This window comes from Tateyamaria sp., from assembly GCF_059783535.1.
Genome location: NZ_JBYNDP010000040.1, coordinates 1 through 23,286 on the forward strand (window position 1 = coordinate 1; position 23,286 = coordinate 23,286).

Annotated in this window: 22 protein-coding genes; 6 read left to right on the forward strand and 16 right to left on the reverse strand. The window is 58.9% G+C overall.

Going from position 1 to position 23,286, the window contains the following annotated elements:
* The first annotated feature begins 215 nt into the window (after nucleotides 1-215).
* Together AC6RA8_RS09910 and AC6RA8_RS09915 are read left to right on the forward strand one after the other, a co-directional pair.
* Nucleotides 216-440, forward strand: coding sequence for a hypothetical protein (locus AC6RA8_RS09910; protein ID WP_500352455.1), 225 nt, complete (start codon nucleotides 216-218; stop codon nucleotides 438-440).
* A gap of 529 nt (nucleotides 441-969) precedes the next feature.
* Entirely contained in the window at nucleotides 970-1,395 is a 426-nt protein-coding gene (locus AC6RA8_RS09915; RefSeq protein WP_500352456.1) for a hypothetical protein, read from the forward strand.
* Nucleotides 1,396-1,710: 315 nt separating this feature from the next.
* Here AC6RA8_RS09915 and AC6RA8_RS09920 read toward each other — a convergent pair whose 3' ends face one another.
* Nucleotides 1,711-2,010, reverse strand: a complete 300-nt coding sequence (locus tag AC6RA8_RS09920; RefSeq protein ID WP_500352457.1) for an REP-associated tyrosine transposase — start codon at nucleotides 2,008-2,010, stop codon at nucleotides 1,711-1,713.
* 780 nt (nucleotides 2,011-2,790) lie between these two features.
* On the opposite strand from AC6RA8_RS09920, the gene AC6RA8_RS09925 reads away from it, so the two are divergent.
* Entirely contained in the window at nucleotides 2,791-2,982 is a 192-nt protein-coding gene (locus AC6RA8_RS09925; RefSeq protein WP_500352459.1) for a CTP synthetase, read from the forward strand.
* A 266-nt stretch (nucleotides 2,983-3,248) separates the two neighbouring features.
* Here the strand turns inward: AC6RA8_RS09925 and AC6RA8_RS09930 are convergent, their stop codons facing one another.
* The 8 genes from AC6RA8_RS09930 to AC6RA8_RS09965 form a co-directional block, all read right to left on the reverse strand.
* Nucleotides 3,249-3,812, reverse strand: a complete 564-nt coding sequence (locus AC6RA8_RS09930) for a PA14 domain-containing protein (RefSeq protein ID WP_500352461.1) — start codon at nucleotides 3,810-3,812, stop codon at nucleotides 3,249-3,251.
* A 119-nt stretch (nucleotides 3,813-3,931) separates the two neighbouring features.
* Complete coding sequence (locus AC6RA8_RS09935; RefSeq protein ID WP_500352463.1) at nucleotides 3,932-4,411, reverse strand: class I SAM-dependent methyltransferase; 480 nt, start codon at nucleotides 4,409-4,411, stop codon at nucleotides 3,932-3,934.
* Complete coding sequence (locus AC6RA8_RS09940; protein ID WP_500352464.1) at nucleotides 4,408-5,154, reverse strand: polysaccharide deacetylase family protein; 747 nt, start codon at nucleotides 5,152-5,154, stop codon at nucleotides 4,408-4,410. Before AC6RA8_RS09940 ends, AC6RA8_RS09935 begins: the two co-directional genes overlap by 4 nt.
* Nucleotides 5,144-6,280, reverse strand: coding sequence for a glycosyltransferase family protein (locus AC6RA8_RS09945; RefSeq protein ID WP_500352466.1), 1,137 nt, complete (start codon nucleotides 6,278-6,280; stop codon nucleotides 5,144-5,146). The genes AC6RA8_RS09940 and AC6RA8_RS09945 overlap by 11 nt, the downstream gene beginning before the upstream one ends.
* The gene (locus tag AC6RA8_RS09950) at nucleotides 6,280-6,858 is read right to left on the reverse strand and encodes a histidine phosphatase family protein (protein ID WP_500352468.1); all 579 of its coding nucleotides are present in this window, start codon (nucleotides 6,856-6,858) and stop codon (nucleotides 6,280-6,282) included. Before AC6RA8_RS09950 ends, AC6RA8_RS09945 begins: the two co-directional genes overlap by 1 nt.
* On the reverse strand, nucleotides 6,855-7,922 hold the full coding sequence (locus AC6RA8_RS09955) for a glycosyltransferase family 4 protein (protein ID WP_500352470.1): 1,068 nt from the start codon (nucleotides 7,920-7,922) through the stop codon (nucleotides 6,855-6,857). The genes AC6RA8_RS09950 and AC6RA8_RS09955 overlap by 4 nt, the downstream gene beginning before the upstream one ends.
* Nucleotides 7,919-9,160: a glycosyltransferase family 4 protein gene (locus tag AC6RA8_RS09960; RefSeq protein WP_500352472.1), complete on the reverse strand. Its 1,242-nt coding sequence runs from the start codon at nucleotides 9,158-9,160 to the stop codon at nucleotides 7,919-7,921. The genes AC6RA8_RS09955 and AC6RA8_RS09960 overlap by 4 nt, the downstream gene beginning before the upstream one ends.
* Nucleotides 9,157-10,380 (reverse strand): glycosyltransferase family protein, encoded by a 1,224-nt coding sequence (locus tag AC6RA8_RS09965; RefSeq protein ID WP_500352474.1) that lies wholly within the window; start codon nucleotides 10,378-10,380, stop codon nucleotides 9,157-9,159. The genes AC6RA8_RS09960 and AC6RA8_RS09965 overlap by 4 nt, the downstream gene beginning before the upstream one ends.
* Before the next feature lie 1,773 nt (nucleotides 10,381-12,153).
* Between AC6RA8_RS09965 and AC6RA8_RS09970 the strand changes: the two genes are divergently transcribed.
* Entirely contained in the window at nucleotides 12,154-12,984 is an 831-nt protein-coding gene (locus AC6RA8_RS09970) for a mechanosensitive ion channel family protein (RefSeq protein ID WP_500352501.1), read from the forward strand.
* Here the strand turns inward: AC6RA8_RS09970 and AC6RA8_RS09975 are convergent.
* From AC6RA8_RS09975 to AC6RA8_RS10005, 7 genes are all read right to left on the reverse strand, one after another.
* Nucleotides 12,911-14,065, reverse strand: a complete 1,155-nt coding sequence (locus tag AC6RA8_RS09975; protein WP_500352475.1) for an acyltransferase family protein — start codon at nucleotides 14,063-14,065, stop codon at nucleotides 12,911-12,913. The two genes, AC6RA8_RS09970 and AC6RA8_RS09975, sit on opposite strands and share 74 nt — an antisense overlap.
* On the reverse strand, nucleotides 14,062-15,060 hold the full coding sequence (locus AC6RA8_RS09980; protein WP_500352476.1) for a sterol desaturase family protein: 999 nt from the start codon (nucleotides 15,058-15,060) through the stop codon (nucleotides 14,062-14,064). The genes AC6RA8_RS09975 and AC6RA8_RS09980 overlap by 4 nt, the downstream gene beginning before the upstream one ends.
* A gap of 107 nt (nucleotides 15,061-15,167) precedes the next feature.
* Nucleotides 15,168-16,205: an enolase C-terminal domain-like protein gene (locus AC6RA8_RS09985; protein ID WP_500352478.1), complete on the reverse strand. Its 1,038-nt coding sequence runs from the start codon at nucleotides 16,203-16,205 to the stop codon at nucleotides 15,168-15,170.
* Between the two features lie 32 nt (nucleotides 16,206-16,237).
* Nucleotides 16,238-17,392, reverse strand: a complete 1,155-nt coding sequence (locus AC6RA8_RS09990) for an ABC transporter permease (RefSeq protein WP_500352480.1) — start codon at nucleotides 17,390-17,392, stop codon at nucleotides 16,238-16,240.
* A 4-nt stretch (nucleotides 17,393-17,396) separates the two neighbouring features.
* The gene (locus AC6RA8_RS09995; RefSeq protein WP_189370127.1) at nucleotides 17,397-18,425 is read right to left on the reverse strand and encodes an ABC transporter permease; all 1,029 of its coding nucleotides are present in this window, start codon (nucleotides 18,423-18,425) and stop codon (nucleotides 17,397-17,399) included.
* The gene (locus AC6RA8_RS10000; RefSeq protein WP_500352483.1) at nucleotides 18,422-20,347 is read right to left on the reverse strand and encodes an ABC transporter substrate-binding protein; all 1,926 of its coding nucleotides are present in this window, start codon (nucleotides 20,345-20,347) and stop codon (nucleotides 18,422-18,424) included. Before AC6RA8_RS10000 ends, AC6RA8_RS09995 begins: the two co-directional genes overlap by 4 nt.
* Nucleotides 20,340-22,109 (reverse strand): ABC transporter ATP-binding protein, encoded by a 1,770-nt coding sequence (locus AC6RA8_RS10005; RefSeq protein WP_500352484.1) that lies wholly within the window; start codon nucleotides 22,107-22,109, stop codon nucleotides 20,340-20,342. Before AC6RA8_RS10005 ends, AC6RA8_RS10000 begins: the two co-directional genes overlap by 8 nt.
* A 136-nt stretch (nucleotides 22,110-22,245) precedes the next feature.
* On the opposite strand from AC6RA8_RS10005, the gene AC6RA8_RS10010 reads away from it, so the two are divergent.
* Nucleotides 22,246-22,749, forward strand: a complete 504-nt coding sequence (locus tag AC6RA8_RS10010; RefSeq protein WP_500352486.1) for a class I SAM-dependent methyltransferase — start codon at nucleotides 22,246-22,248, stop codon at nucleotides 22,747-22,749.
* 187 nt (nucleotides 22,750-22,936) lie between these two features.
* Nucleotides 22,937-23,286, forward strand: a 350-nt coding sequence (locus AC6RA8_RS10015; protein ID WP_500352488.1) for an enoyl-CoA hydratase-related protein, incomplete at its 3' end; no start/stop codon positions are given.

Below are 23,286 nucleotides of genomic sequence, written 5' to 3' on the forward strand. Positions count from 1 at the left end.
AGAAGGCCGGGAAGAAGAAGATGCGGCAGTTCGGGAAGGTGGATATCCCGCAGGAAGCTTTCATTTCCGCCCTCAAGATGGATGGGTGAGTGCCTGTCCGGGCGCTAGCCCGGCAAACGCTCCAGTGGAGCGTTTGAGGTGCGAACGGGCGGAGCCCCGGATAGTCCATATCGGGCAGAAATGAAAGCAGTGCGCGAAAGTCGTATCGCGCAGCGATGCGCGTAGCGGCACCCGGTTGGAGTGTTGTAGTGCATCAACGCATGGAAGATGGATGGGTTGAGCCGAATGCTGTAAGTGGCATTGATAGTTTCGGTATCTTTGTTGTGGCGCTGCCGCTGATGCAATTGACCATAGCTTGTAATAATCTGCTCACCTTTGGTGTTGTAAAACATTGGCCCGGCCTAGTGACACGAATCGTTTCTCCTCTTAACATCTTGTAGTTTGAAGTCGCTTGGGGGGCGATCAGTGCATATCTTTTTTGTATTTCTTGTGGTCACTTTTCCGGTTGCTGCTTTCGCTCAAAGCGACCAGGATTTCGGATTTCCCGCGCCCATTGATGTTCCAACTCAACGGGAATTGCTTGTTGAAAGATTTCCCGGACCTGACAATGCAATATGCCGAGTGAGATCTTTGATTTCCTATAGGCGTAGTCTCGAAATCTTTAGGGTAGGAACACTAGAAGCATACAATAAGAAGATAGATAGAATATGCAAGCAACTCAAGTCCGTGGAGCGCCGAGTAAATGAAAACTTTGCAAGAGGTGATTTATCTCCAAACGAAAAAGAAAACTTAGACCGCAGAATAAGTGAGTTGAGAGATCAGTGTCTAACTTCGAATTATGATGATAGTGATTATTGGCAATTGTATCAAGATTTTTTGACGTTGTACCAGAGCGAGTCGGCCCAATCAAAAGAGGATTTGAATAGATGCTATGTAAACGATGACTGTAGAGCGTGCCGGCAGTAGCAAATGTTAGACGACATCAGCTTAAGAGCCAGGTTTGAAATCGTATTCGGTGAGTTTGCACTGGCGGCAGTTGATCTGTTGCCCGTTATATTATTTGCATTTGTTTTTCCACTTTTCATTGTTAAGATCGTCGGTCTTGACCGCAAAGTATACCAATATGTTGCTTACGAGGTTACTTTTTTCTCCGGTTTAGGGTTATTGATTGCCTACTTAGAGTATCTAAACCGAGAAAGCGTTATTGAAAACCTTCTTCCATCACTAATAGTAGCGATAACATTCTTTTTCCAATTGCTTGGTCGAGCTGGTGTGACGCGGGGAGTTCCGATGCGGACCCGCTCGACGTTGCTATCTGGAACCGCTACCGTGATATCCTTTCTAGTCTGCAGTAGGTACTTCACAATTCTGTTTGGTAACAATGCCGGGTTATGATTTCGCGTTGGTAGCTGGCGTAGCCTCCATTCTGGTGCGGACGCACTGACAAGACTATTCGCGCCAATGTTTAAAATTGTGAGTGCATGGCCGTCCAGTCGGCATTGTATTCGAAGTGAACACTTAGTGCACACTCGAATGCGCCCACTACTCGGGCCGTTCCACAAACCCATGCTTCACCGGGTTCATCCAACAATACCGCACATGGGCGCGGTAATCGGCCTCATCCCGAATGTGATGCTCCCAGAACCGAGGTTGCCAAAGACCAACCTCTCCTTTGCGCCGTAGGGCGGTTTACACCCCTATATTCGCTTTTCAAACGGGTGGGGGGGGGGTGAACCCCGCCCTACGGCATGACATCGAAAACCGCGCCTTGATCGCCCCCCATCTTGTCGAAAAATCCCGATCCCCAACCGGCAATGTCCAAACGCAATGCAAATGGTCGGGCAACACGGCAAACGCATCAATGTGAAACGGCCGCTCACCCTTTGTCACCCGAACTGCATCGCGCAGCGCCTCAATCTCATCCACCAACACCGTCCCGCCCCGCCGCGCCAAGGCGACGGTGAAGAAGATGGACGCTCCGGTGATCTTGGGTCGGCGGTAGTTTGGCATGGGGCAACCCTGCGCGGGGCATGGTTAACGCGGGTTGAACCGAAACGGGGGCGGCGGGGTGAACCCCGCCCTACGACACAATTCCTGACCAAACCTAACCCGCCCTCACCCTTACACTTTCTCCCCTTATCCCCATCTTCTCCACAAGAAATCCACAAGTGATATCAACAGCTTATCCCCAAGAAATTTCGCAAAGCCGTCATTTTTTCGTTGCGCGACTCACCCATCCCACGCCAACCTACATCTACCGGCGCAGAGTTCCTTGAACAAAGCGGTGGACGCAAAGGCCCCGGAGGCAACGGGATGATCAGGACGGACCGCAAGGCCTAGCTTGGACATCAACGAGCAACTGGATGCAGGTCGGATCGTGTGGCCCTGAAAGGGGTGTGACGAAAGGGCGGTGTCAGCAGGGTCGATGCGAGGGGCGGTTTGGCTTGCGCCAGGCAGTTCCGGCGAATGGCGGTAACGTCACGAGCAAGCTGGGCCAACATGTCGCCCTCTGGGGGGATGATGAGGTTCAACGAGGCGTCAGGGTGTGCTCTCGGGCACGGCACGGACTTCGGTTCGCGCACCTGGCGCCTTTTCGTTGTCTTGAACGCAACCCTTCTCACCATTTCCAGATGCGTGCCGGACGGTCAGTCCCTTTTGACGCGATCATTGCGGTTCTCCGCCTATTGAGCGTCCTGTTCGGTCCAAGTTGGTCCCTTGTTTTGACCGACATCAATGCGTTTTCCGACTAGCCCAGGCACAGTTTCCGCAGGCAAGCAACGGAGGCCCCTTATGCAGCGGTTCATGCTGTTCTTTTTCCTGCACATCTTCATTGGAGCCACGATGGCTGGGTCTGGCGTCATCGCGGCGCTGTCGCTCGGTTACGGCACAGTCGGACCTATTCTAATTGCGGCCGCCATCGGCTTCGTTGCGGCATTTCCGGTCACATGGGTGGTGCAACGGCGTATTACAGGCGCTGGCTAGAAACGCAGCGCCAGTCATCAATCCGTCAGTTGAAAAAGGAGTGCCTACGCTGGTACGCAACTGCTGCGGCGCTGGCACTCCGTATCAATCGGGGTATTTACTTCCTCGGCTGCAGCCGGCCGGAACGCCTGCTCTAAACACATCTCAGCCATCGCCGCGCCGAGGGCAGCATCGGAAGCCCGGCCGCTTTCCTGCATTCCACAAACAGCGAAGAAGCGCTTGTATCACCAAGACCGTGCCACTTCGACTGCTTGGGCGTCTCACCGTCAATTGTAACCGAAGGCCTCGTCTTCCATCCATTCAGGTGTTCCGATACCGGCGCGCATCAATAGACATGCTGTGCCTTTGCGCTGGAAATAGAGTGCTTCCAATGCGTACCAGCCGGCTTCCGGCACAATAGCTTCGACCTGTTCGCTGGGGTCACACCCATGTACGCCGTCAAAGTAGACAACTTCCTCACCACCGATCTTCATTTGCAGACCATCATTGCTCATGAAGTCGATTTTATACGTGCCCGGTTCATCAAAGCGCACATAGCCTTCGATCACGGCAATGACTTTTTGTGCTTTGCCGGATGTCAGTGTTTCGTCACCTTCAGCTGTGTCGCGATAGTCCAGACCGGCCAGTGGTTTGCCGGGTTTTGCTTTCGCGTGGGCGCGTTCCGCTTCGCTGAGCGTGCGGACGCTGTCAAAGTAGTACTTCACCGCAAGCCCCTGGGTCAAACCTGATGGCTGCGGATCGGCCGGCGTCAGTTTGAGCGGGGCGGCAAGTGTGGCTGTTGCCAACACAAGTGTAGCGGCGGCCAGAGCGACCGTCTTTAACATCTTCATCTGATACTCCCGTTGGTCCCGGCCGCTTTTGGTGCGACCTTGAATCACCGCAACCTTAGAAGGCCCTGTCAGTGGGTGACAACAAGAGTGAGCGGATTCGTGATCAAATCACCCCGCAACTACACGGCACGGTAGAAAAGATACCGATCCGGTGCGATTGTGTCGGGTCCGCAGATCTGTTCGAGGCCGACGAGCGGCTGTTGTGACAAGATCAGCCCACCGGGTTGCATGAGTGCTGCGATCAATGGACTGAGGCGCATGCCTTCTTCGACATCCTTTTCCTTGATGCCGTAGCCAAAATCGTAATGTGCGAGCGCCATCTTGTGCCCTTGGCCGGCCAGCCGGGTGAGCATGGCTTCTGCCTCACCTTCGAGAAAGTCTTCGGCTGGGGGGACGCAGCTTGGGTGGCATTTCAGCATCCGGTCGATCACCCAGATGCGGCGATCGGGCAATTCCTGGCGCAAGTGATCGTAGGTGCGGCCGTTGCCCAACCCCATTTCCAGTACATCGCCTTCCAGTGTGGCGATCTTCCTTGCCGCCCAGTTGATTCCATCGATCTGCGCGCTCAATCGCCGCCGCATCGATTCCAGTCTGCTCATGTCGTTGTCTCCATCGTCCACGGCGTTGCGCCGCCTGACAGCATTTCGTGTACAAAGCTTTCGGTGAAAGCCCAGATCGCGGGTGTGTGAACCAGGTGATGGGTCAAAAGACCGAGAGGTTCTTGTGAGTCTTCAGTCCTTTGCCGCCGAGCAGCCAAATGCGCCACTGTCGTTGCCACCAGCGTTTCAGGCGCGACAAGGTCGCGTGTGCCCTTCCACCATATCGGGTCAATGTGAGTATTGATCTGCATCAGTCCAGGCGCCGCATTGATGCTTTTGCGAGGCCCGAATGTGGATATCACCTTGAACCCTTGTTCGTTTAGCTGCGGGAGCAGTGTGGGATGGATCCTGTTCCACGGCGGCACGAACATGTGCTGCAGCCGTGAACCAAACAAGTCGCGCATGCGAGCCAGTCCACGTGCGCTGTCGCGAACGAAGTCTGGCCGATCCGTGAGGAACTCATTCTTCTTCTCATCCGGTCCGCTGTGATCCCGATGTGCCCATCCATGAACGACCGGGATCAATTGCTCACCATCCACGCATCCGGCCAGCTCAGCCGTTGCACGGGCCGGTATGACCGCCAAGTGAACGGGCAGTTCAGTCGCTCGAGACAGGTCTTCCAGTTGCTCAAGTTCTGCAGTCGGGGCAATCGCATCATCGTCGCGCCACCAGAATGGAACGGGCAACCCATCACGTCGACACGCGGCGAGCTCAGTGCGCAAGGGCGTCCAGTCAATGTGCATGCGACGCCCCCGCCAATAATCCGTGCGCGACGTCCACGCTTACTTTGGCGCCGTCCATGCCGGTTGTACGAGGAGAGCGTCGTTCCTGCTGGGCAAGCTTGCCGATGGCATCTGCTAGGGTCGGTCCCGACAGGTCTGCCTGCCTTACCACTGACACGGCGGGCAGCGCGGCCAGGGCATCCGCGCGCAACCCCTGTTCGACTTCGCTGCCATCGTCAAACGGGACAAAGATCGCGGGAACGCCAGTCTGCAAGACATCGAGCGCCGTGTTGTATCCACACATGGACACCGATGCCATCGCGCCCAGAAGCAGCTCGCGAAAGTCGGGGCGGGGGCCTTCGACCACCACGTTGGCTGGGACGCGGTTTGCCCAGAACGTGCGGCGCGCATCGTCACCACCAACAAGAAAACGCCACGAATATTCGGTATTCAATTTCGCCGCTTCACAAGCGGCCTCAAAGACCTTGTCGCCAACGGCACCGCCACCTGCACTGACCAAGATTTCATTGTGATGAGGAGCGTTCATATCTGGTGCGTTGGGCGCCACAAAGCCGGTGTAACGCAGCTTGGAGCGCAGCCCGTCCGATACAGGCCAGCTTGCGTCCAATGGCACGACCTCAAGGTCAGAGTGAACCAGCACGGCGTCGTAGAAGCGATCTACGAGTTGGTCGGCGAAGGTGACTTTGGATGGTTTGGAGGGTGGCGCGAGGATGTCGCGAATGGATGACAGGATCAGTGGGCGCGACGGCAAGCCATCTGCAGTTTCAAGCAGCGCCTGGAACTCGGCCTTCAATATGCGGCGCCCAAACGGGAACAGCTCGGTGATTAACACGTCGGGGCTCTGCTGCACGATGTGATCAAGCAATGTGGTCTGGCGGGTGGCCAGATAGGCATCGTCTGCAGCCTCACCAATGTCCGTGAGAAGTGTCGAAAAATCAGTGCAGTTCGATTGTAATGGCGGCAATTGCACAAGGGTCAGGCCCGCGCCGTCGAAATGCGGAACGGGCCTGCCTCCGCTGACAACGGTCACCGTATCGCCTGCAGCAACAAAGGCACGGCCAAGGGTCAGTGCACGCGCCAGATGCCCGGTGCCCAGCAGATGTGTGACCACAATCGTGACCTGCATCAGCGCGCCTCCAATCGTTGGGCGTCTGGCATCAGTGTCAGTGCGCCAGCGTCGACTTGGAGGATAAACAAGCGGTTTCGCTTGATCCTGAACGGCGCCGGCCCGGTAAAGTCCCAGCCGGTTGCCATGGCCAACAACACGCGCATCGTACCGATATGGCAGACAGCCACTGTGTCGCGCGTCAAGCTATTCAGCCATGGCTGCAAACGTGCCCGCAGGCTATCCGGACTTTCGCCGCCCGGTGGGCAGTAGTGCCACCCCCAGTCTTCGATATGGCGAAACCCGCTGGTCGCATCAGCGGACAGCTCCGCACCATGGTGCCCTTCCCAGTCGCCCCAGTTCATTTCGATCAAACAGGGTTCGACACGTGGCGTACGTCCGGCCACCAGTTCAGCGGTTTCCGTGGCGCGAGCCAGCGGGCTCGACACCAGATCGGCGTTCTTGAAATCGTCGGGCAGACGGAATCCTGCCAAGTCGCGGCGCGCTGTGTCATCAAGGGGAATATCGCTGCGGCCCTGCAAGCGACCCTCGCGGTTCCAGGTGGTGTGACCGTGACGCAATAGTGCCAGACGGATCATATCCTGCCCTCGATTGCCGCGCGCAGTGTTCCAGCGGCAGCGGGCAGCAGATGGTGCTCTGCAATTTGCGCGCGGGCCTGAGCGCCCAAGGTTTCGACCATTGCCTGATTGGTCAGCATATCCGTCAGCTGTGCAGCCATCGCATGTGGACCCTCCGCGACGACAGGTTGCATCCCGGCTACCACGTCGCGCACCCCGGGCCGATCCTGGGCGACAACAGGCAATCCAGCCGCCTGCGCTTCCAGATAGGCATAGCCGAATGCCTCGTTCACGCCGGGCCAGAACAATAGGCGGGCGTGTTCATATTTCGATTGCAATGCTTCCGCCGACAGCGCGCCCAACATCCGCACGCGCGCGCCGAACGGGGCCATCAGGGTCGTGACCTCGGCCTCGGCCGGGCCGTCGCCTGCGATGTCCAACTGCCAATCCAGCGCAGGATCCAGCAGCGCAACCGTCTCAGCAATCAGGTGGTAGGATGCCAGCTTGTCCCCGGCGCGCATCATGCCGACACTCAGAATGGCACCGGCATAGTCCGATTGTGTAGGCAACTCCGTGCGGTCAAGGAACGGGCGCAGATGGGTCAGAACCTGACCAACTGGTGCATCGCGGCGCAGCGTTTCTGCGTCACGGGCAGTGACGTAGAAGATGGTGTGCGCTTGATCACTGGCGGCCTCTGCAGCTTCGGCAAATCGCGCCCATGGTCCGCTAAGGCGCTTGCGCGCGCGCGTGCTTTCGACCTGTGTGTACGGAATGCCCAAGGCGCGAGCGACTGGTGGCCCGATCAAGTCCGGGGCCTTGTAGTAGTTGTGATAGGTCAGCCAGCAATGCCAAGTTGCAGCCTCTGGTGCGGAGAGAAGGCGCGCAACTTCCGTCTTTGCCTGCGCCATCAACTCGGTCTGCAATGCGGTGTCACCCGCGCGGTCATAAATGCGCAAATCGGATACAACGCTCACATCCAATCCGGCATGATCCAGGGCCTTCATCAAGGCGCGGGCCATGGTCCGGTCACCGGATGGCACCGGGTGATCCGGCGCCTTGAGCGGAGCATAGAAAGCGACGGTCACGCAGCGTCCATGATGGCGCGCAAGCGCCGTGCAAGGTGCGCAATGCCGGGTTGCATGGTGAAATCGGTATGCAGGCGGGTATGGGCGGCATCAGCCATAGTCGCGCCAAGTTCGGGGTTGCGTGCGACCCGCAGCATTGCATCGGCCAGTGCGGTCGGATCGTCGTCACTCAGGATACCGTGCACACCATTGTCGATGAACTCTGGTATGGCCGATACGGCCGTACTCAGTATCGGCAGTTTCTGGCTGGCGGCTTCCATCAGGACATTGGGCAGGCCATCGCGGTCGCCGTCGGCAGCGACCCGACTGGGCAATACAAACAAATCAGCGGCTTGCATTGCTGCAATCACTTCAGGTTGATCGCATGCGCCGCGCCAGGTGATGCGATCCGAAAGGCCAGATTGCGTGGCTTGGTCCTGCAACGCCTGTTTCAGGGTACCACCTCCGATATGGGTCCAATGCCAATCAACGTCTGGCGGCAGCAGCGCGACCGCATCCAGCAGGCGGGTAAACCCCTTTTTTTCAACCAAGCGGCCGACAGACAGCATATGAAACGGATCGGAAGGGCGGCGCGCAGCCCGGTCAGGGGCAGGCGGAAAGCGTGACAGGTCCAGACCATGATAGACAAGATCAATTGGCGTATCCGTGGACAGGCCGTTCAAGTGCTCGGCGCCGAATGCCGTGCAGGTGGCCCCAAATGCGGCCCCCGCCGTCGCCATATTCAGCTTGTCCCGCAATTCCCATTCCGGTGAGGTCCAGATATCCTTGGCATGGGCCGAAAACGACCACGGCACACCCCTGAGAATCGCAGTGTAACGTGCGACAGATGATGGTGTGTGCAGAAAATGGGCATAGAGGGCCGAGGTGCCAGCGGGCAATTCGCGCGCCATAACGCAGGCTTGTCCAAATCGGCGTATGCGGTTTCTGGTTCTGTCGCGTGTGAAATCGCGCAGAAATTGACGTAATGCGGGCCAAAACGTGCGATGCGCCATGGCTGAAAACAGGCCGCGTAGGACGCGGACAGGTTCATCGCCCAGGTATTCCGGCAGGTAGTGCACCTCGGCACCAAGCCGGTCATGCAACGGGTGGGTTTTCGTGTCGGTCGGGTGGCGCAGTGACCAAATGGCAAAATCAATCCCGGCTTCTTCCAACGCCACAAGTTCCTGCGCAATAAAGGTCTCGGACAGGCGCGGCCAGCCTTTGACGGCAATTGCCAATCGTGGGGAATGTGACGTCATTCTGCGGCGTCGGTCAACGAATGCTGCATAAGGGCCTGCGCGCGTGCATTGACCACGTCCAAACCATCCAGAAGGCCATCGGCTCCCGCCTCGGACGGGCGTTTCTGGTGGGGCAGGGCGCGGATGGCCGCAACCATTGCGTCTGTGGTCAGCCCTTCGCGGAAGCGATCAAGGTTGCGCACCAGTCCAAGTTCCTCGGCCCGATGTGCGCGGATCCACTGCTCTAGGCGTGGTTTCGTGCGAGGCACGATAACGGCGCGCTGATCAAAGGACAGTAGCTCGCAGAACGTGTTGTAGCCGCCCATGCAAATCACGCCTTCCGCCCCTGCAAACAGGGGTTCGATCTTGCTGTCGAAGCCGGTTGATGTAACGCGACCGCCCAGTGCCTCAACGCGTGTTTCGAACCGTTCGCGCACTTCACCGGACAAGAATGGGCCATAGACCAGAACGGCGTGAGGATGCAGATCAGGGTCCTGTTCATATGCAGACAAGACAAGGTCGACCATGGCCGCGCCGTCGCCACCACCGCCGGGTGTGACTAGGATATACGGCGTATCCGGCACCTCAGCGGCATCCACGATGCTACGCCGCAAGTAGCCGGTCCAGACCGTCCTGCTGCGCAAATCAGGCGACAAGGCCAGGCCCTGGGTCGGGTCATAGACCGAACGCATGCCATAGACCCAGACTTCGTCATAAAGGGTCTCGGTCGCTTCGACTGCACCCTTGCGCGCCCATTCGGCCGCCAGCACGTCGGGCTCGTCCAGCACGTCGCGCAGGCCCAAAACGATGCGGGTCTTGCTGCGTTCGCGCAGACGTTTCAAGGTGTCGAGCAGTTCACCCCGAAAGCCAGTTGGCTCCTTGTCGACGATCAGCAGGTCCGGTTCGTATTGGTCGATAGTTGAATCAATCAATGCAGACCGCAGGGCGGTTGTCGCCTCGATATCCATGCCTTCGGTCTGGCTGATATAGCTGCCATCGGCCAGTTTCTTCACACCGGGTAGACGCACGTGGTCCACGGCGGGCGGGAAGGTGAAACGCCCCGCAACGGGGCTGCCGGTGAGGATGATAGCGCTTTCGGCGACGCCCGACTCGGTTAGGGCCGATGCCAGCGCACGGCTGCGCCGCAGATGACCCAAGCCAAACGTATCGTGGCTGTACAGCACAACGCGACCCGGGCGGGCACCAACCGCAGCTGGCGAAACAGGAGTGGAATGGGTCATTGTCGTCTTCTTTTCCCCGTCTCCTCGCGGACGTCACCATCCTTGACGCTCAGAGAATCCCTCTGACGCGTATAGCACAGAGTATGCGTTCCCCAAGAGAGCAACAGCCGGTCTGGACAACACCTCTGCCCGCGCTATCGCAAAAATGGAACGCTTTGTAAAACCAGCGCTTACCGGACAGATCGCGGGTGTTCACGTCCAGGTAGATGCAATTGTCATTGCATCTGCGGTCGCGTAGCGTCGTTCAAATCCAAAAGTTCCGTGACATCGCATATGACACACTCTCTTTTCCGCCTCTTTCTGCCCATTCTGATCGGTATATTGCTCCTGTTTCCGTCTTTGTCACATGCCCAAGGTTTGGGCAGTTTGTTGCCCGGCGCTGGCACTGCCGAAACTGCCCCAGGTGACATCACAGATATAATGGAAAGCGCCGCGCAGAATGGCGTCAACGTCATTGTCATCGACAGCGATGGCCGCGTGATCACCCAGACCGGGACGCCACCCACAACCAGCGATGCGCCGGGCAGCGGCACCACTCTCATGGCGATCCAGGACGAGGCGGTTGCCTTCCGCACTGCTTTGGTGGACCGGCTTCTGAACCTGCCGGTGGCCTTCAACGAGGTCGCGTACATTCTGCGTGCGACCAGCCCGGATGGCACGATCTTTGCATATGTGAAGGCTCTGCTGATCAGCATGGGGCTGTTTGCCATCGGTATGGTGTTCGAGGCCCAAGTGTTCGGGCGACGCATCGCGAAAGGTTTCGTGGTGGCCCGTATCCATGATGCACCAGAGGGTTATGTCGAAAAGATGCCCTTCCTTGTGTTCCGCTTCTTCATGGGGGTGGTGGGCACTCTGGTTTCGATGGCAGTGGCCTATCTGCTTGGCGCAATCATCTTTGGCCCACTGGAAGACGCGGCCATGCAGTTCACCGTCACGTTGATTAATATCGGGTACTTCACGGCTAGGGTTGTGGCCGGGTTGTGGCGTATGATTCTGTCGCCTTATCTGCCACAGTACCGCATACCGCTGTTCAGTGATGGCGACGCGCGCAAACTGCATCTGTGGTTGTCGGGGGCTGCAGCCTTCGGATTTTTCGCTATCCTCTTCGGCGTCTGGATCGAAGAGCTGGGCCTGAACAGCGAAGTCCACGTCTTTCTCTTCTCTTTGCTCAGCCTGCTGGTGATGTGTCTGAATATCATGCTGGTCATCGCAAATGGCCGCGCAATCACCGGTGCAATCCTGAATGGGAAGGCGCCATCAGATTCCACGTGGGTTCTGCGCACATTGGCGCGGGTCTGGGGGCCGCTGGCCGTGCTGTATTTCCTGTTTGCATGGGCTGAACAAACCTATCACCTCGTCATCGGTGATCCGCAAGGCGTGCCGCTCCTGGCAGCGGCATGGGCCATCCTGACCACAATCATCGTGGTCTTTGGTGTCATCAACTTCTTTATCGAACGCAGTTTCGCCCGTGCGCGCTTGGTGCGAGAGCACAATACCTCGACCCAGATCGCCGCTGAACCCGTTCCGGCACCCGTGGCTACGGGCCCTCGGATCAGCACATTCGAAGGGTTGGCGCAAAGGGTGGCAGGCATCCTTGCTTTTGTTGCCGGTATTTATGCCTTCGTCACGATCTGGAGCCCCGAAGCCGCAATGATGGGCGAAAGCTGGACCGACCGGCTGCTCGACATCATCGTGATCCTTTTCATTGGCTACATCGCCTACAACGTGTTTCGCATCTGGATCGACGGGAAAATCCTTGAAGAACAGGGCGACATGCAAGAGGTCGAACTGGGGGACGAAGGTGGCGGTTCGTCTGCTTCCCGCCTTGCAACGCTGTTGCCGTTGTTCCGTAACTTCGTCCTGATCGTCATTGTCTTGACCATGCTGCTGATCACCCTGATGGAGATGGGGGTGAACGTTGGCCCGCTCTTTGCCGGTGCCGGTATCGTGGGCGTGGCGGTTGGCTTTGGCTCGCAATCGCTGGTGCGTGACATCTTTTCCGGCGCGTTTTTCCTGTTCGACGATGCCTTCCGCAAGGGCGAGTACATCGATGTCGGCGGGGTCAAAGGAACGGTGGAAAATATCAGCGTCCGCAGCTTCCAACTGCGTCACCACCTCGGTGCGCTGCACACGATCCCTTTTGGCGAAATCCAGGTACTGACCAATTACTCCCGCGACTGGGTGATTATGAAATTGCCCCTACGCGTTACATACGACACAGATGTCGAAAAAGTCCGCAAACTGATCAAGAACCTGGGCGTTGCGTTGCTGGATGATCCGGTCATTGGCGACAATTTCATCCAGCCGCTCAAGTCACAGGGCGTGATCGAAATGCAGGACAGTGCCATGATCATCCGGGTCAAGTTCATGACCAAGCCGGGCGATCAATGGCTGGTACGCAAGAAAGTCTATGAGGAAATCCGTGCACTCTTTGAACGCGAGGGCATCAAGTTTGCGCACCGCGAAGTGACTGTGCGACTGGCAGATGGCCAAAAGACCGATGAATTGACCGACGAAGACCGAAAGGCGATCACGGCCGCCGCGCAGGCGTCTCTTGAAGAAGAGTTGCTGGAAGATGCGGCCGATTTTGCAGACGATCGCTAGAGCGTAATCGATGGGTCATGCCACGCACAGCTGTGCGGATGGCCCCAATCGGGCGTTCAAATATCTGCGCGAACACCAAACCGGCGGCGACTGATCCAAAGAACAGCAAAGCGTCGCGTGACACGGTCTCGGCTGGGAACGCGGCGTCGATCAGATGCAGCACCGGGTAGTGCACGACGTAGATTGAAAAACTAGCCCCGGCCCACCACCGCAGATGGGGATGGTTGCCCTGATACCCTTGCACCAACCGCGCCATACCAATCACATGCAGGGCGGTCATAATGCCGATTAAACCGTTCCACAGGAACTCGTCCGAGAAGACGAGGATGAAGCGATAGTGCGCCGGTGCAAAAGCCTCGGCAGTCATGTGGGCCAGAACATCCGGCACGTTCAATGCCTGGCACGTAGCATAGGCCAATGGGCCGCCCCACGCCAAAAAGCGTGCAACGCCCGAGCTCATCTGTGCCGCTTTTCCGGATTTAACGTAATGCCAGACCGCAACGCCCATCAGCCATGCGGGCATGAGGAGCAGGATGCGCGGCCCAAATACAATAGCGAGGGCCGCCAGCAATACGACCCGTCGCGCGCCGGAACAAAAGACCGCGATGCCGAACAGGACGTAGTACGCCGCTTCGTAGCTGAGGGACCAAAGCGGGCCGTTCGTGCCCAGCCGGACCCGCTCGAACAGCCCCCACTCGTTCGACATGGTCAGACCGCGCGCCAGCATCTCCCACAGAGGCAGGTGCTGGTAAAAGCTGTTGGGATAGGCTGACGCGTCGATGGGCCGGCCCATCCGGTCCAGCACAAAGGTCAAAAGGATGGCCGGCAGGAGGACGGACAGCAGCCTTGTGACGCGGTTGAACGTATAGGTCGCAAGGGTCTTATCCCGCTCTGCAGCAAAGGCGATCACCAGGCCCGAAATGACAAAGAAGATGATGACGGCATCACTGCCAACATTCAACTCGCGGACAAACTGGTAGTCCCCGCGCGTGAACCGCGCATAGGCCACATGGGAAAACACCACGATCAGGGTGGCGGCCACCCGCAGCGCGTCCAGCCACAGGGACAGGCCACGTGTCATTGCGCGGTCTCACGGTTCTGCGGTGCCGATGGGTCATCGGTGCCCTTGGTCAGTGCTTCCCATGCTTCGACAAATGGATGCAGCAAGGCGGCGCGCAGGGTGGGGTGTGGCTGCTCGATAGGAACACCGTTTTCATCCGACAAACCAAAGCTGAGGATTTCGTGTTCCTTGGGCACGTAAAGCGATCCAAACATCAAGTCCCAGAAGGCGAACACCTCGCCATAGTTCTTGTTGTAGTGCTTGGGATCGTTGGAGTGGTGGACTTGGTGCTGTGCGGGCGAGATCAGGATATGTTCCATCACCCGTCCATAGCTCAGCCAGACATGGCTGTGCCGCAGGTTGGCGCCGAAGGCGTTGAACAGGAAGTAGCCCGCATTCACACTGCCGATGGTGAGAACGTCGATCTTACCCATCAGCAGGAACAACATCAGCGCCTGAACGGCCCCGATGATCAGGGCGTAAATCATCAAACGGATCACCACGAACACGGGGTGATTGCGGTTCGCCGTCAGGGGCGTCAGCACCTCAGCCGAATGGTGCAGGGCGTGGAATGGCCACAGCAGCGCATTTTCGTGGTGCAGACGATGCGCCCAGTATTTGCAGAAATCCAGCGTCAGGATCATAATCAGCGTCGCGAGCGCCAGTTTGCCCCATTCTCCCTCGCCGACTGCAGGGGCAAGGTCCCCACCTGTGGCGTCCAGCATTACGGTCAACAGACCCGATGTAACGAGCGGCGTGAGTGTTACAGCGGCAAAGAAGCCGGACACTGTCAGCAGCTTGTTGAACAGGAATATCTGGATATCAACGAGGTTCGATTTGTGCGTATATACCGCGCGGGGCAGCAGGAAGGCTGTGAAGGATGTGGGCCGCCCGCGCACCAGCCATATCACATAGACCAACGCGACGGTCAGGCAGAGATACAGCAGCGCCAAGCGCGAATTCCAGTCAAACAGGAACCCGGTGAACCCGTCCAGAAGTTCGTAAAAAGCGTCCATCTCGCCCTCTTGCGTCGTATCTTGGACACAGCGATAGGGGGCAAATTTGTTGAGAGTATGGCGACTTTAGGCGGAATTTTATTCGATTGTTTCGGGTGGTGAGGGCGCTACTCCACGAGGTGATGTGCGACCTTCTCCTCGTCCCAAGTGATGCCAAGGCCGGGTCCACGGGCCGTCACGCAGCCATCCTCGATCTCATAGGGTTCGGTCATCACGCCGCCCGCCACATCCAGCCATTCCAGCAGATGTGCATTGGGCGTGGCGGCCAATGCATGGGCCGACGCTTCGACAAACAGGTGGCTTGAGACGGGAACGCCTGCAGCCTCGGCCATGGCAGCGGCGCGGAACCAGCCGCTCAGCCCTCCGATCTTGATCATGTCGGGCATCGCGTAATCCGTGGCCCCGACCATGCGCGCCGCATCCGCCGGATGCCACCAATTCTCACCCGATTGAATGGCCGTGGATACAGCAGCACGGACGGATCGGTAGCCCGCCAGATCTTCGGCAGGCACGGGCTCTTCAACCCATGTCAGGTCCAACCCGGCCTCTTCAAGGGCGCGGATGCGGGCGATTGCTTCGGGCGCATCGAAGGCTTGATTATAGTCCAGCATGAGCTTCCGCTCCGGCCCGATCATGTCGCGCACCACGCGCAAAGCTGCTACGTCCTCGGCCACTGTTGGAAAGCCCAGCTTGACCTTGATGGCCGTGAACCCACGCGCCAGCGATGCCTCGATCAATCCTTCATCCCGACCGGGGACAAACAACCCCTGACTGTCGTAACAGGGCAAGGGGCGCGGCGCGGCACCGAACAACGCGCAAACAGGCTGGCCCGCCGCCTTGCCCTGTGCGTCCCACAGTGCAAGGTCCAGCCCGGCCAGTGCCATGCCTACCATCCCTTGCCGCCCCAGCAGGCTGAATTGCGATGCTGTCTGTCGATCCACATCTGCCGGATGGGCCGGGGACCCCGCCAGCATCCCTGACAGGTCCATCAGAAAGGTCACCAGTGGCTTCAGCATCAGTGGCGTGTAGCCAAAAATGTAGGCGCTTCCGGTAATTCCCTGATCCGTCTCCACATCAACCAGCACCAAGGGCGCCGCAGGGATCGATGCCTGTGCCGTCGTGATGGGTACAGCCAGCGGCGCCATCACGGCGCGCGCCCTTATCCGTTCAATCCGCATCAGTCGCTATAGGGGTCCAGACTGTCGCGTAGCCCGTCACCAAGGAAGTTGAAGGCCAGAACGACAATGATGATCGGCAGCATCGGAATGGCCGTCCACGGGTAAATCTCAATGCTGGCCAGGTTCTGTGCGTCATTCAGCATCACCCCCCATGACACGGCAGGGGCACGCAGGCCAAGACCGAGGAAGGACAGCGCTGTCTCTCCCAAAATCATTGCCGGAATCGACAGGGTGGCTGATGCAATGAGGTGCGACATGAAGTTCGGCAACAAATGCCGCCGGATGACCCGCGACGGTTTCGCCCCCATCATCTCTGCCGCCCGCACATATTCCTCCTCTCTCAACGAGAGGAACTTACTTCGAACCGCCCTTGCTAACCCCGGCCAATCCAGCAGGCCGAGGATGATACTGATTATGAAGAAGACAGATACCGGCCCCCAATTTGACGGCACGGCGGCGGACAAGGCCAGCCACAAGGGCAGTTCTGGCAAGGATCGCAAAATCTCGATGGCGCGGTTCACGACCCAATCGACCCAGCCGCCAAAATAGCCTGCAATGGCCCCGAACCCGATGCCAAGGATAAAGGACACGGTGATCCCGATCAGGCCCACGGTCAGAGACAGTTGCGCGCCATAAGATATGCGCGAAAACACATCGCGCCCCAGCCGGTCCGAGCCAAAGATAAACACCGTGGCCCCCTCGGGCGCGCAGAACAGGTGGCGGTCCGCGGGGATCAGGAAGAACAGCTTGTACTCTGTCCGCTCACAAAAGAATTGCAGCGGCATGGGCCGCGAGGTGTCCGTCTCGTACACCCACTGGAAGTTCTCAAGATCGGCGCTCCCGATGGTGGGATAGACAAATGGACCAACAAACTGCCCCTCATGCCAGAACTTGATGGCCTGTGGTGGATGATACAGGTGATCGGCGCTGCGCTCATTGGGTGTGTAGGGCGAGATGAACCCGGCAAAGGGGATCGCCATGTAAGCCAGCAGCAGGAAGATGCCGGAAATCAGGCCCAGCCGATGCTTGCGGAATTTGCGCCACACCAGAACCCAGTTCGGGGCATCCATGTCCGACCGCTCGGGGGCGGACAGGTCCACATTGGGATCATAAGGGGCGTCATCAATGAAACGGCCGTCGGGCAGGGTGCTCATGGTCTTATCCTTCCCGTGCGCCGTAGCGGATGCGCGGATCAAGCAGCACCAGCAAGAGGTCCGAAATCATCGTGCCGATGAGGGTCAGCAGCGCCACGAACATCAACACGAAGGCGGCAAGGAACTGGTCCTGCGACTTTAGCGCGGTCAGCAACGCAGGTCCGATGGTTTGTAACCCCAGCACCACGGACACCAGAACCGAACCCGACACCATGGCGGGCAGAAGGTTGCCAATGTCGGCCACAAACGGGTTGAAGGCCATGCGCAACGGATACTTGGTCAGCAACTTGGCTGGGGCCAAACCCTTTGCCATTCCGGTTTCCACATAGGGTTTCGACAGCTCGTCCAGCATGTTGGCCCGCAAGCGCTGCATCATGGCGGCTGCCCCCGAGGTGCCGATGACAAAGGTCGGCACGATCAGGTGCACAAGCACGCTCTGCACCTTGGCAAGCGACATCGGCTCGCCCTCGAACTCGGGTGCCATCAGGCCGCCGATGGGCAGGCCAAGGTATTTGTGGCCGTAGTAGAACAGGATCAGCGCAAGCAGGAAGTTTGGCGTGGCAAGACCCAGATACCCGACAAAGGCGGTGGTGTAGTCGACCCATGTTGCCGACCGAGCGGCGGCCAGAACACCAAGGGGCAGTGCAACGAGATACACAAACAAAACGGCGGCAAGGTTCACCAGAACGGTCAGCCACAGCGCGTCGCCAACGATATCGGCAACCGGCGCATCAAATTCGAACGACCACCCAAAATCCCCCTGTAGCAGGCCGGAGAACCCTTGGGGGCCGGGGGCAACGCCCACCCAGATCAGGTATTGCTCCCACAAGGGGCGGTCGAGCGCGTATTCGGTGCGCAGGAACTCTGCCTTGGCGACACCTTCGGCTTGGCCCGTGGCGCGCAACTCGGCGATCTGGTTCGACAGGTAGTCGCCTGGGGGCAAGTTGATGATGATGAAGATCAGGATCGAGACGACGATCAGTGTCAGCACCATCGTCAACAGCCGGTAGGCTGCATAGCGGATGAACATCATTCGCTCACCTGCGCGATCTGTTCAGCGTCCGCGAAAAAGAATTCGTCGATCCGGTGCACGCCGAAATGTGCGCCGGGATCCCATGCCCATTTGCCCTGTTCCGGCACGTTCCGCAGGCGGTCAGAGACAACAACCGGTTGCGGTGCCTCGCTCAGAATACCAATGCCGAACTGGTTGTCGGCGTGGATTTTCAGCATCTCGCGCCAGATCTCCCCGTGCTCTTCAGGGTCTTCTGTGTTTTGCCACGCCATGCTCAGCGCCATCAGACGCTTGCCTGCTTCCAGATCCACCGGTTCGCCGGCCCCACCATGGGTTTGGTAGTATTGACCCCATTTCGGCCAGGCAAAGAACACCTGATCCGTCGGAGCAAGGTAGGTTGGCGGTGTGCTGGGTTGCGGCAACCCATTGTCCCAACCAAACCAGACCGAGGCCATGGTGACACCGGAGAAGACGCGGTTGCGCAGGATGTCCCGGTCCAGCGGGCGCATGATCAACTTGATGCCGATGTCGCGCCACGTGTCCGTGATGATCGCGAGCGCGTTTTCGACCTCCTGCCGCTCGCCCGCGGTTTCAATCACGAACTCCATGGGGCGACCGTCGGGCAGCAGGCGCGTGCCCGCTGGCGTGCGCTTGTTCAGGCCCATCTGGTCCAGCATCACATTGGCCGTGTCCGGATCATAGATGGCCCATTGGGTCAGGTTCGCGGGATCAAACAACGGGCTTTTGGCCAGCGCCGTCATCCCGCCTTCCTTGCCCAGCCCGAAATACAGCGCACGGTTGATCATCCGCCGGTCGATACCCAGCGACAGGGCGCGCCGGAACCGCGCATCGCGCATAACCTCGCGCCATACCGGGTCGGCAAAGTTCAGGTTGGGATAGATGGCGATCTGGCTCGCTGCACCATTGGACCAGAGGTAGGTGCGATAGGGCGCGCCATCCGCCTCGCCTTTCTTCAGGATCGACACGTCGCGGAAGTCCAGCCCCCGGGCTTGCAGATCGGATTCGCCCGCGTTGGTCTTGGCCGCCACCAGGCCCGATCCCACAATGTCCATCTCGACCACGTCGATATAGGGCAGCTGCACACCGCGCGCGTCTACGCGGTGGAAATAGGGATTACGCACAAACAGGTGCCGCATGGCCGCCCCGGTCGATGCGGGTTTCCACGGCTGCAAGGTCGGCAATTCGTGATTGTCGAACTTGTACATGTTGTCGAGCTTGTTGTGCAGCGGCGCCCAGCTGCGCACGCGCTTTTTGTCAATCATCTCCTCCATCGCGTCCTTGGTGTTGAACGCAACGTGGAACTGTTTGAGGTAGTGGGCAGGACGATAGATGAAGGGCGGGCTGGCCTGGGCCAGCATCTGCAGGAAGTTCGGGTTTGCCTCCGGAAACTCTACAACAACCGTTACCTCATCAGGGAAGGTCATCGTGGCGATATCTTCACCCAGGCGCATGATTTCAGGCGGGCCGTTTGGGCTCAATTCCTTGTTCTGGGCGACGTGCTCCCACCAGTATTCGAAATCAGCCGAGGTGAAGGGCGCACCATCCGACCAGCGATGGCCGGGCCGCAGATGCAGGGTGAAAATGCGCCCCTCTTCCACCTCGACATCGCGCAGGATATCGGGCTTCAGCTGGTAACTGTGGTCATAGCCGACCAGCCGGGCATAGCCATAGACCACCATCTGGCGGACGTCCTTTGTGCGCGTGACCATGGTGCGCAACGTGCCGCCTTGCGTTCCGAACTGCCGACCCTTGGCCTCAAGATCGACAACAAGCGGCACGTCCGGAATACGGTCCACGGCCGCATCCATCTGCCCCTTCTTCACCTCTGGTGCCCAAAACGCACTTTCTTGCACGATGGGCTGGGCCAGGGCGGGCAGAGCGATGACCCCGGCAAGAACGACAGCTGTCAAACGCTTAAACATGGCAGCGCACCTTGTGTCCTGGTTCGATCTGGATGAGAGCAGGGGTCTCCAGCCCCTCAAAGCGAAACATGTCGGGCCAGCTTGCAGGCGATCCGGCGCCACGCGACACCTCGGCCAGATCAATGGGGCGTTGCACATCTGGCTCGGGCTGTGCCGCGATCAGGGCCTTGGTGTAGGGATGGCGCGGGTTGTAAAACAGCGTCTCCGGCGGGGCCTGTTCGACAACAACACCTTGACGCATCACCGCCACCTCATCAGCAATGCGGGCGACAACGGCCAGGTCATGACTGATGAACAGATAGCTCAGCCCCATCCCGTCCCGTATGCGCTCCAGCAAACTCAAAATCTGCTCCTGCACCGACACATCAAGGGCCGAGGTCGGCTCGTCACAGACCAGCAAGACCGGGTCCAAGGTCAACGCACGGGCAATGGACAGGCGTTGACGCTGCCCACCTGAAAAGGCGTGCGGGTAGCGCATCAGCATGTCGGGGTTCAAACCCACCCAGCGCAGCATCTCGGCTGCCTTGTCGCGTCGGGAAATCCGATTGCCGATGCGGTGAATCTCCATCGGCTCAGTCAACGCCTCCTGCACCCGCATGCGCGGCGATAGAGAGGAATAGGGGTCCTGAAACACCATCTGTGCTTGCCGCTGAAACGCCACCTTGTTGGCACGGCTCAGGTCATTGATGCAAACCGGATCGGCCCCCGGTTCTGATCGAAACAACACCTCTGACCCTTCGTCTGGCACCTCAGCCCCCAGGGCGATGCGGGCACAGGTCGTTTTGCCCGATCCACTTTCGCCCACAACGGCCAGGGTCTTGCCACGTGGCAGCTTCAGATTGACGTCGACGCAAGCATGCACCTTCTTCTTCTCGCGCCAGCCGCCTGCACGCACCGTGTATGTCTTGCAGACATTGTTCAGCTCAAGGATCAGATCTTCGGCGGGCAAAGGCTCGGATGGTTTCGGGTCCTTGGGGATCATCGGGGCGGCGGCAAACAGCTTCTGTGTATAGCCATGGCCCGGCTCCCCCAGAACAACGGGGGCCGGACCGCTTTCCATGACATGACCTTTGTTCATGACGACCACGCTGTCGGCCATGTTGGCTACGACACCCAGATCATGGGTGACAAGGATCATCGCCATGCCTGTGTCGCGCTGCAAATCCTTCATCAACCCCAACACCTGCGCCTGTGTGGTCACATCCAGGGCGGTGGTGGGTTCGTCCGCGATCAGCAGATCGGGCTTGGAAACCATGGCCATGGCAATCATGGCGCGCTGCCGCATCCCGCCCGACATCTCGAACGGATAGGCGCGGAAAGCGCGTTCGGGGTCCACGAACCCGACGCGTTCGAATGTTGCCAGCACATCCTGCTTGGCCTCTGCCGCCGACATGTTGCGATGCAGGGTCAACACCTCGCACACCTGATTGCCAATGCGGTGCAGGGGTGACAGGGATCGCATGGGTTCCTGAAAGATCATTGAAATGCGGTTGCCGCGAATGTCCCTGATCTTGCGGGGCGGCAGGGTCAGCAGATCGGTACGCGCATTGCTGTCGCCGAACATGACCGAACCCTGACGCAGTTGCGCGGTTTTGGGCAGGATCCGCAGTACAGATCGACAGGTCAGCGTCTTACCGGACCCACTCTCGCCAACCAGCGCCAGCGTTTCACCGCTTGCGACCGAGAAGTTGACGCCCGCCACGACCGGAGGAGCCGAGCCAAAGCCGATCGACAGATTCTTCACTTCCAGAAGCGGGGCCATTCATGGTCCTTTTTTCGCGCGCACATCTTGAAATCAGTCAACCCGATTCCATCCGTTACGTCCATACACGGGAAAGTCGCGCGAATGTGCTACCGCTTGATCACTTTTTGCCCCATCTAGGGCAAAAGCAAAGGAAATGATCATGCAACAAAGCCGCCTTGACCTTTTTGTCGACCGTATGGTGTCCCAACGGGCCTGTCTGGATCACGCAGCGAACGTCATCGCGGATATGGAGGGGCCGGTGTTCGAGCTGGGCTTGGGCAACGGGCGCACCTACCATCACATGCGGCACATCATGCCGGGCCGTGACATCTATGTGTTCGAACGGGCCGTCGCCTCGCACCCTGACAGCACACCGCCCGAAGACATGGTTCTGCTGGGCGATGTCTTTGAAACCTTGCCGCAGGCCCTTGAACGCTTTGGACCTTCCGCGGTTTTGATCCACGCTGATCTGGGCGGCCACAATGCCCAAAAGAACGATCTCTTTGCACAGAAAGTCTCGCCTATCATCGCACCGCTGCTGGCCGTCGGTGGTCTGATGGTGTCGTCAGACCGGATGTATTTTGACGATCTGGTCGAACAGCCGCTGCCGGATGGCGCCGTTCCGGGCCGCTGTTTCATTTACCGACGCGACAGCTAGGCAACCGGCGGGCCAGTGGAGCGCGGCCCTTCGGGGAGAGTTTACTCAGCAAGATGAAGAGGCGGATCAGCGCCAAGTGACGTTGCGGCGTGTTTTGAATCGCTTGCCCTTTTTCTGTGCACGCCTAGGCTGAAACATGCGCCGGGTGGAGGACCCCTGCGCGTGTTTCAGAACCAGCGGAGGACCCATGAGCGACAAGATTGCCTATTCCAGAGAAGGCGACATGGCCATCCTGACGGTCCAGAACCCGCCGGTGAACGCGCTCAGCCAAGCCGTGCGCCAGGGCCTGTGGGACCGCATGGATCAGGCCGAGGCCGATGATGGTGTGCGTGCCGTTCTGATTGTGGGCGAGGGGCGTGCTTTCTTTGCCGGTGCCGATATCACCGAATTTGGCAAACCCCCGCTCGAGCCGCACCTGCCCGACCTGATCAACCGCATCGAAGCGTCGCCGCTTCTCGTGGTGGCTTCCATGCACGGTGTTAGCCTGGGGGGCGGGCTCGAGGTGGCGCTGGGCTGCCACTACCGCATCGCGGTGCC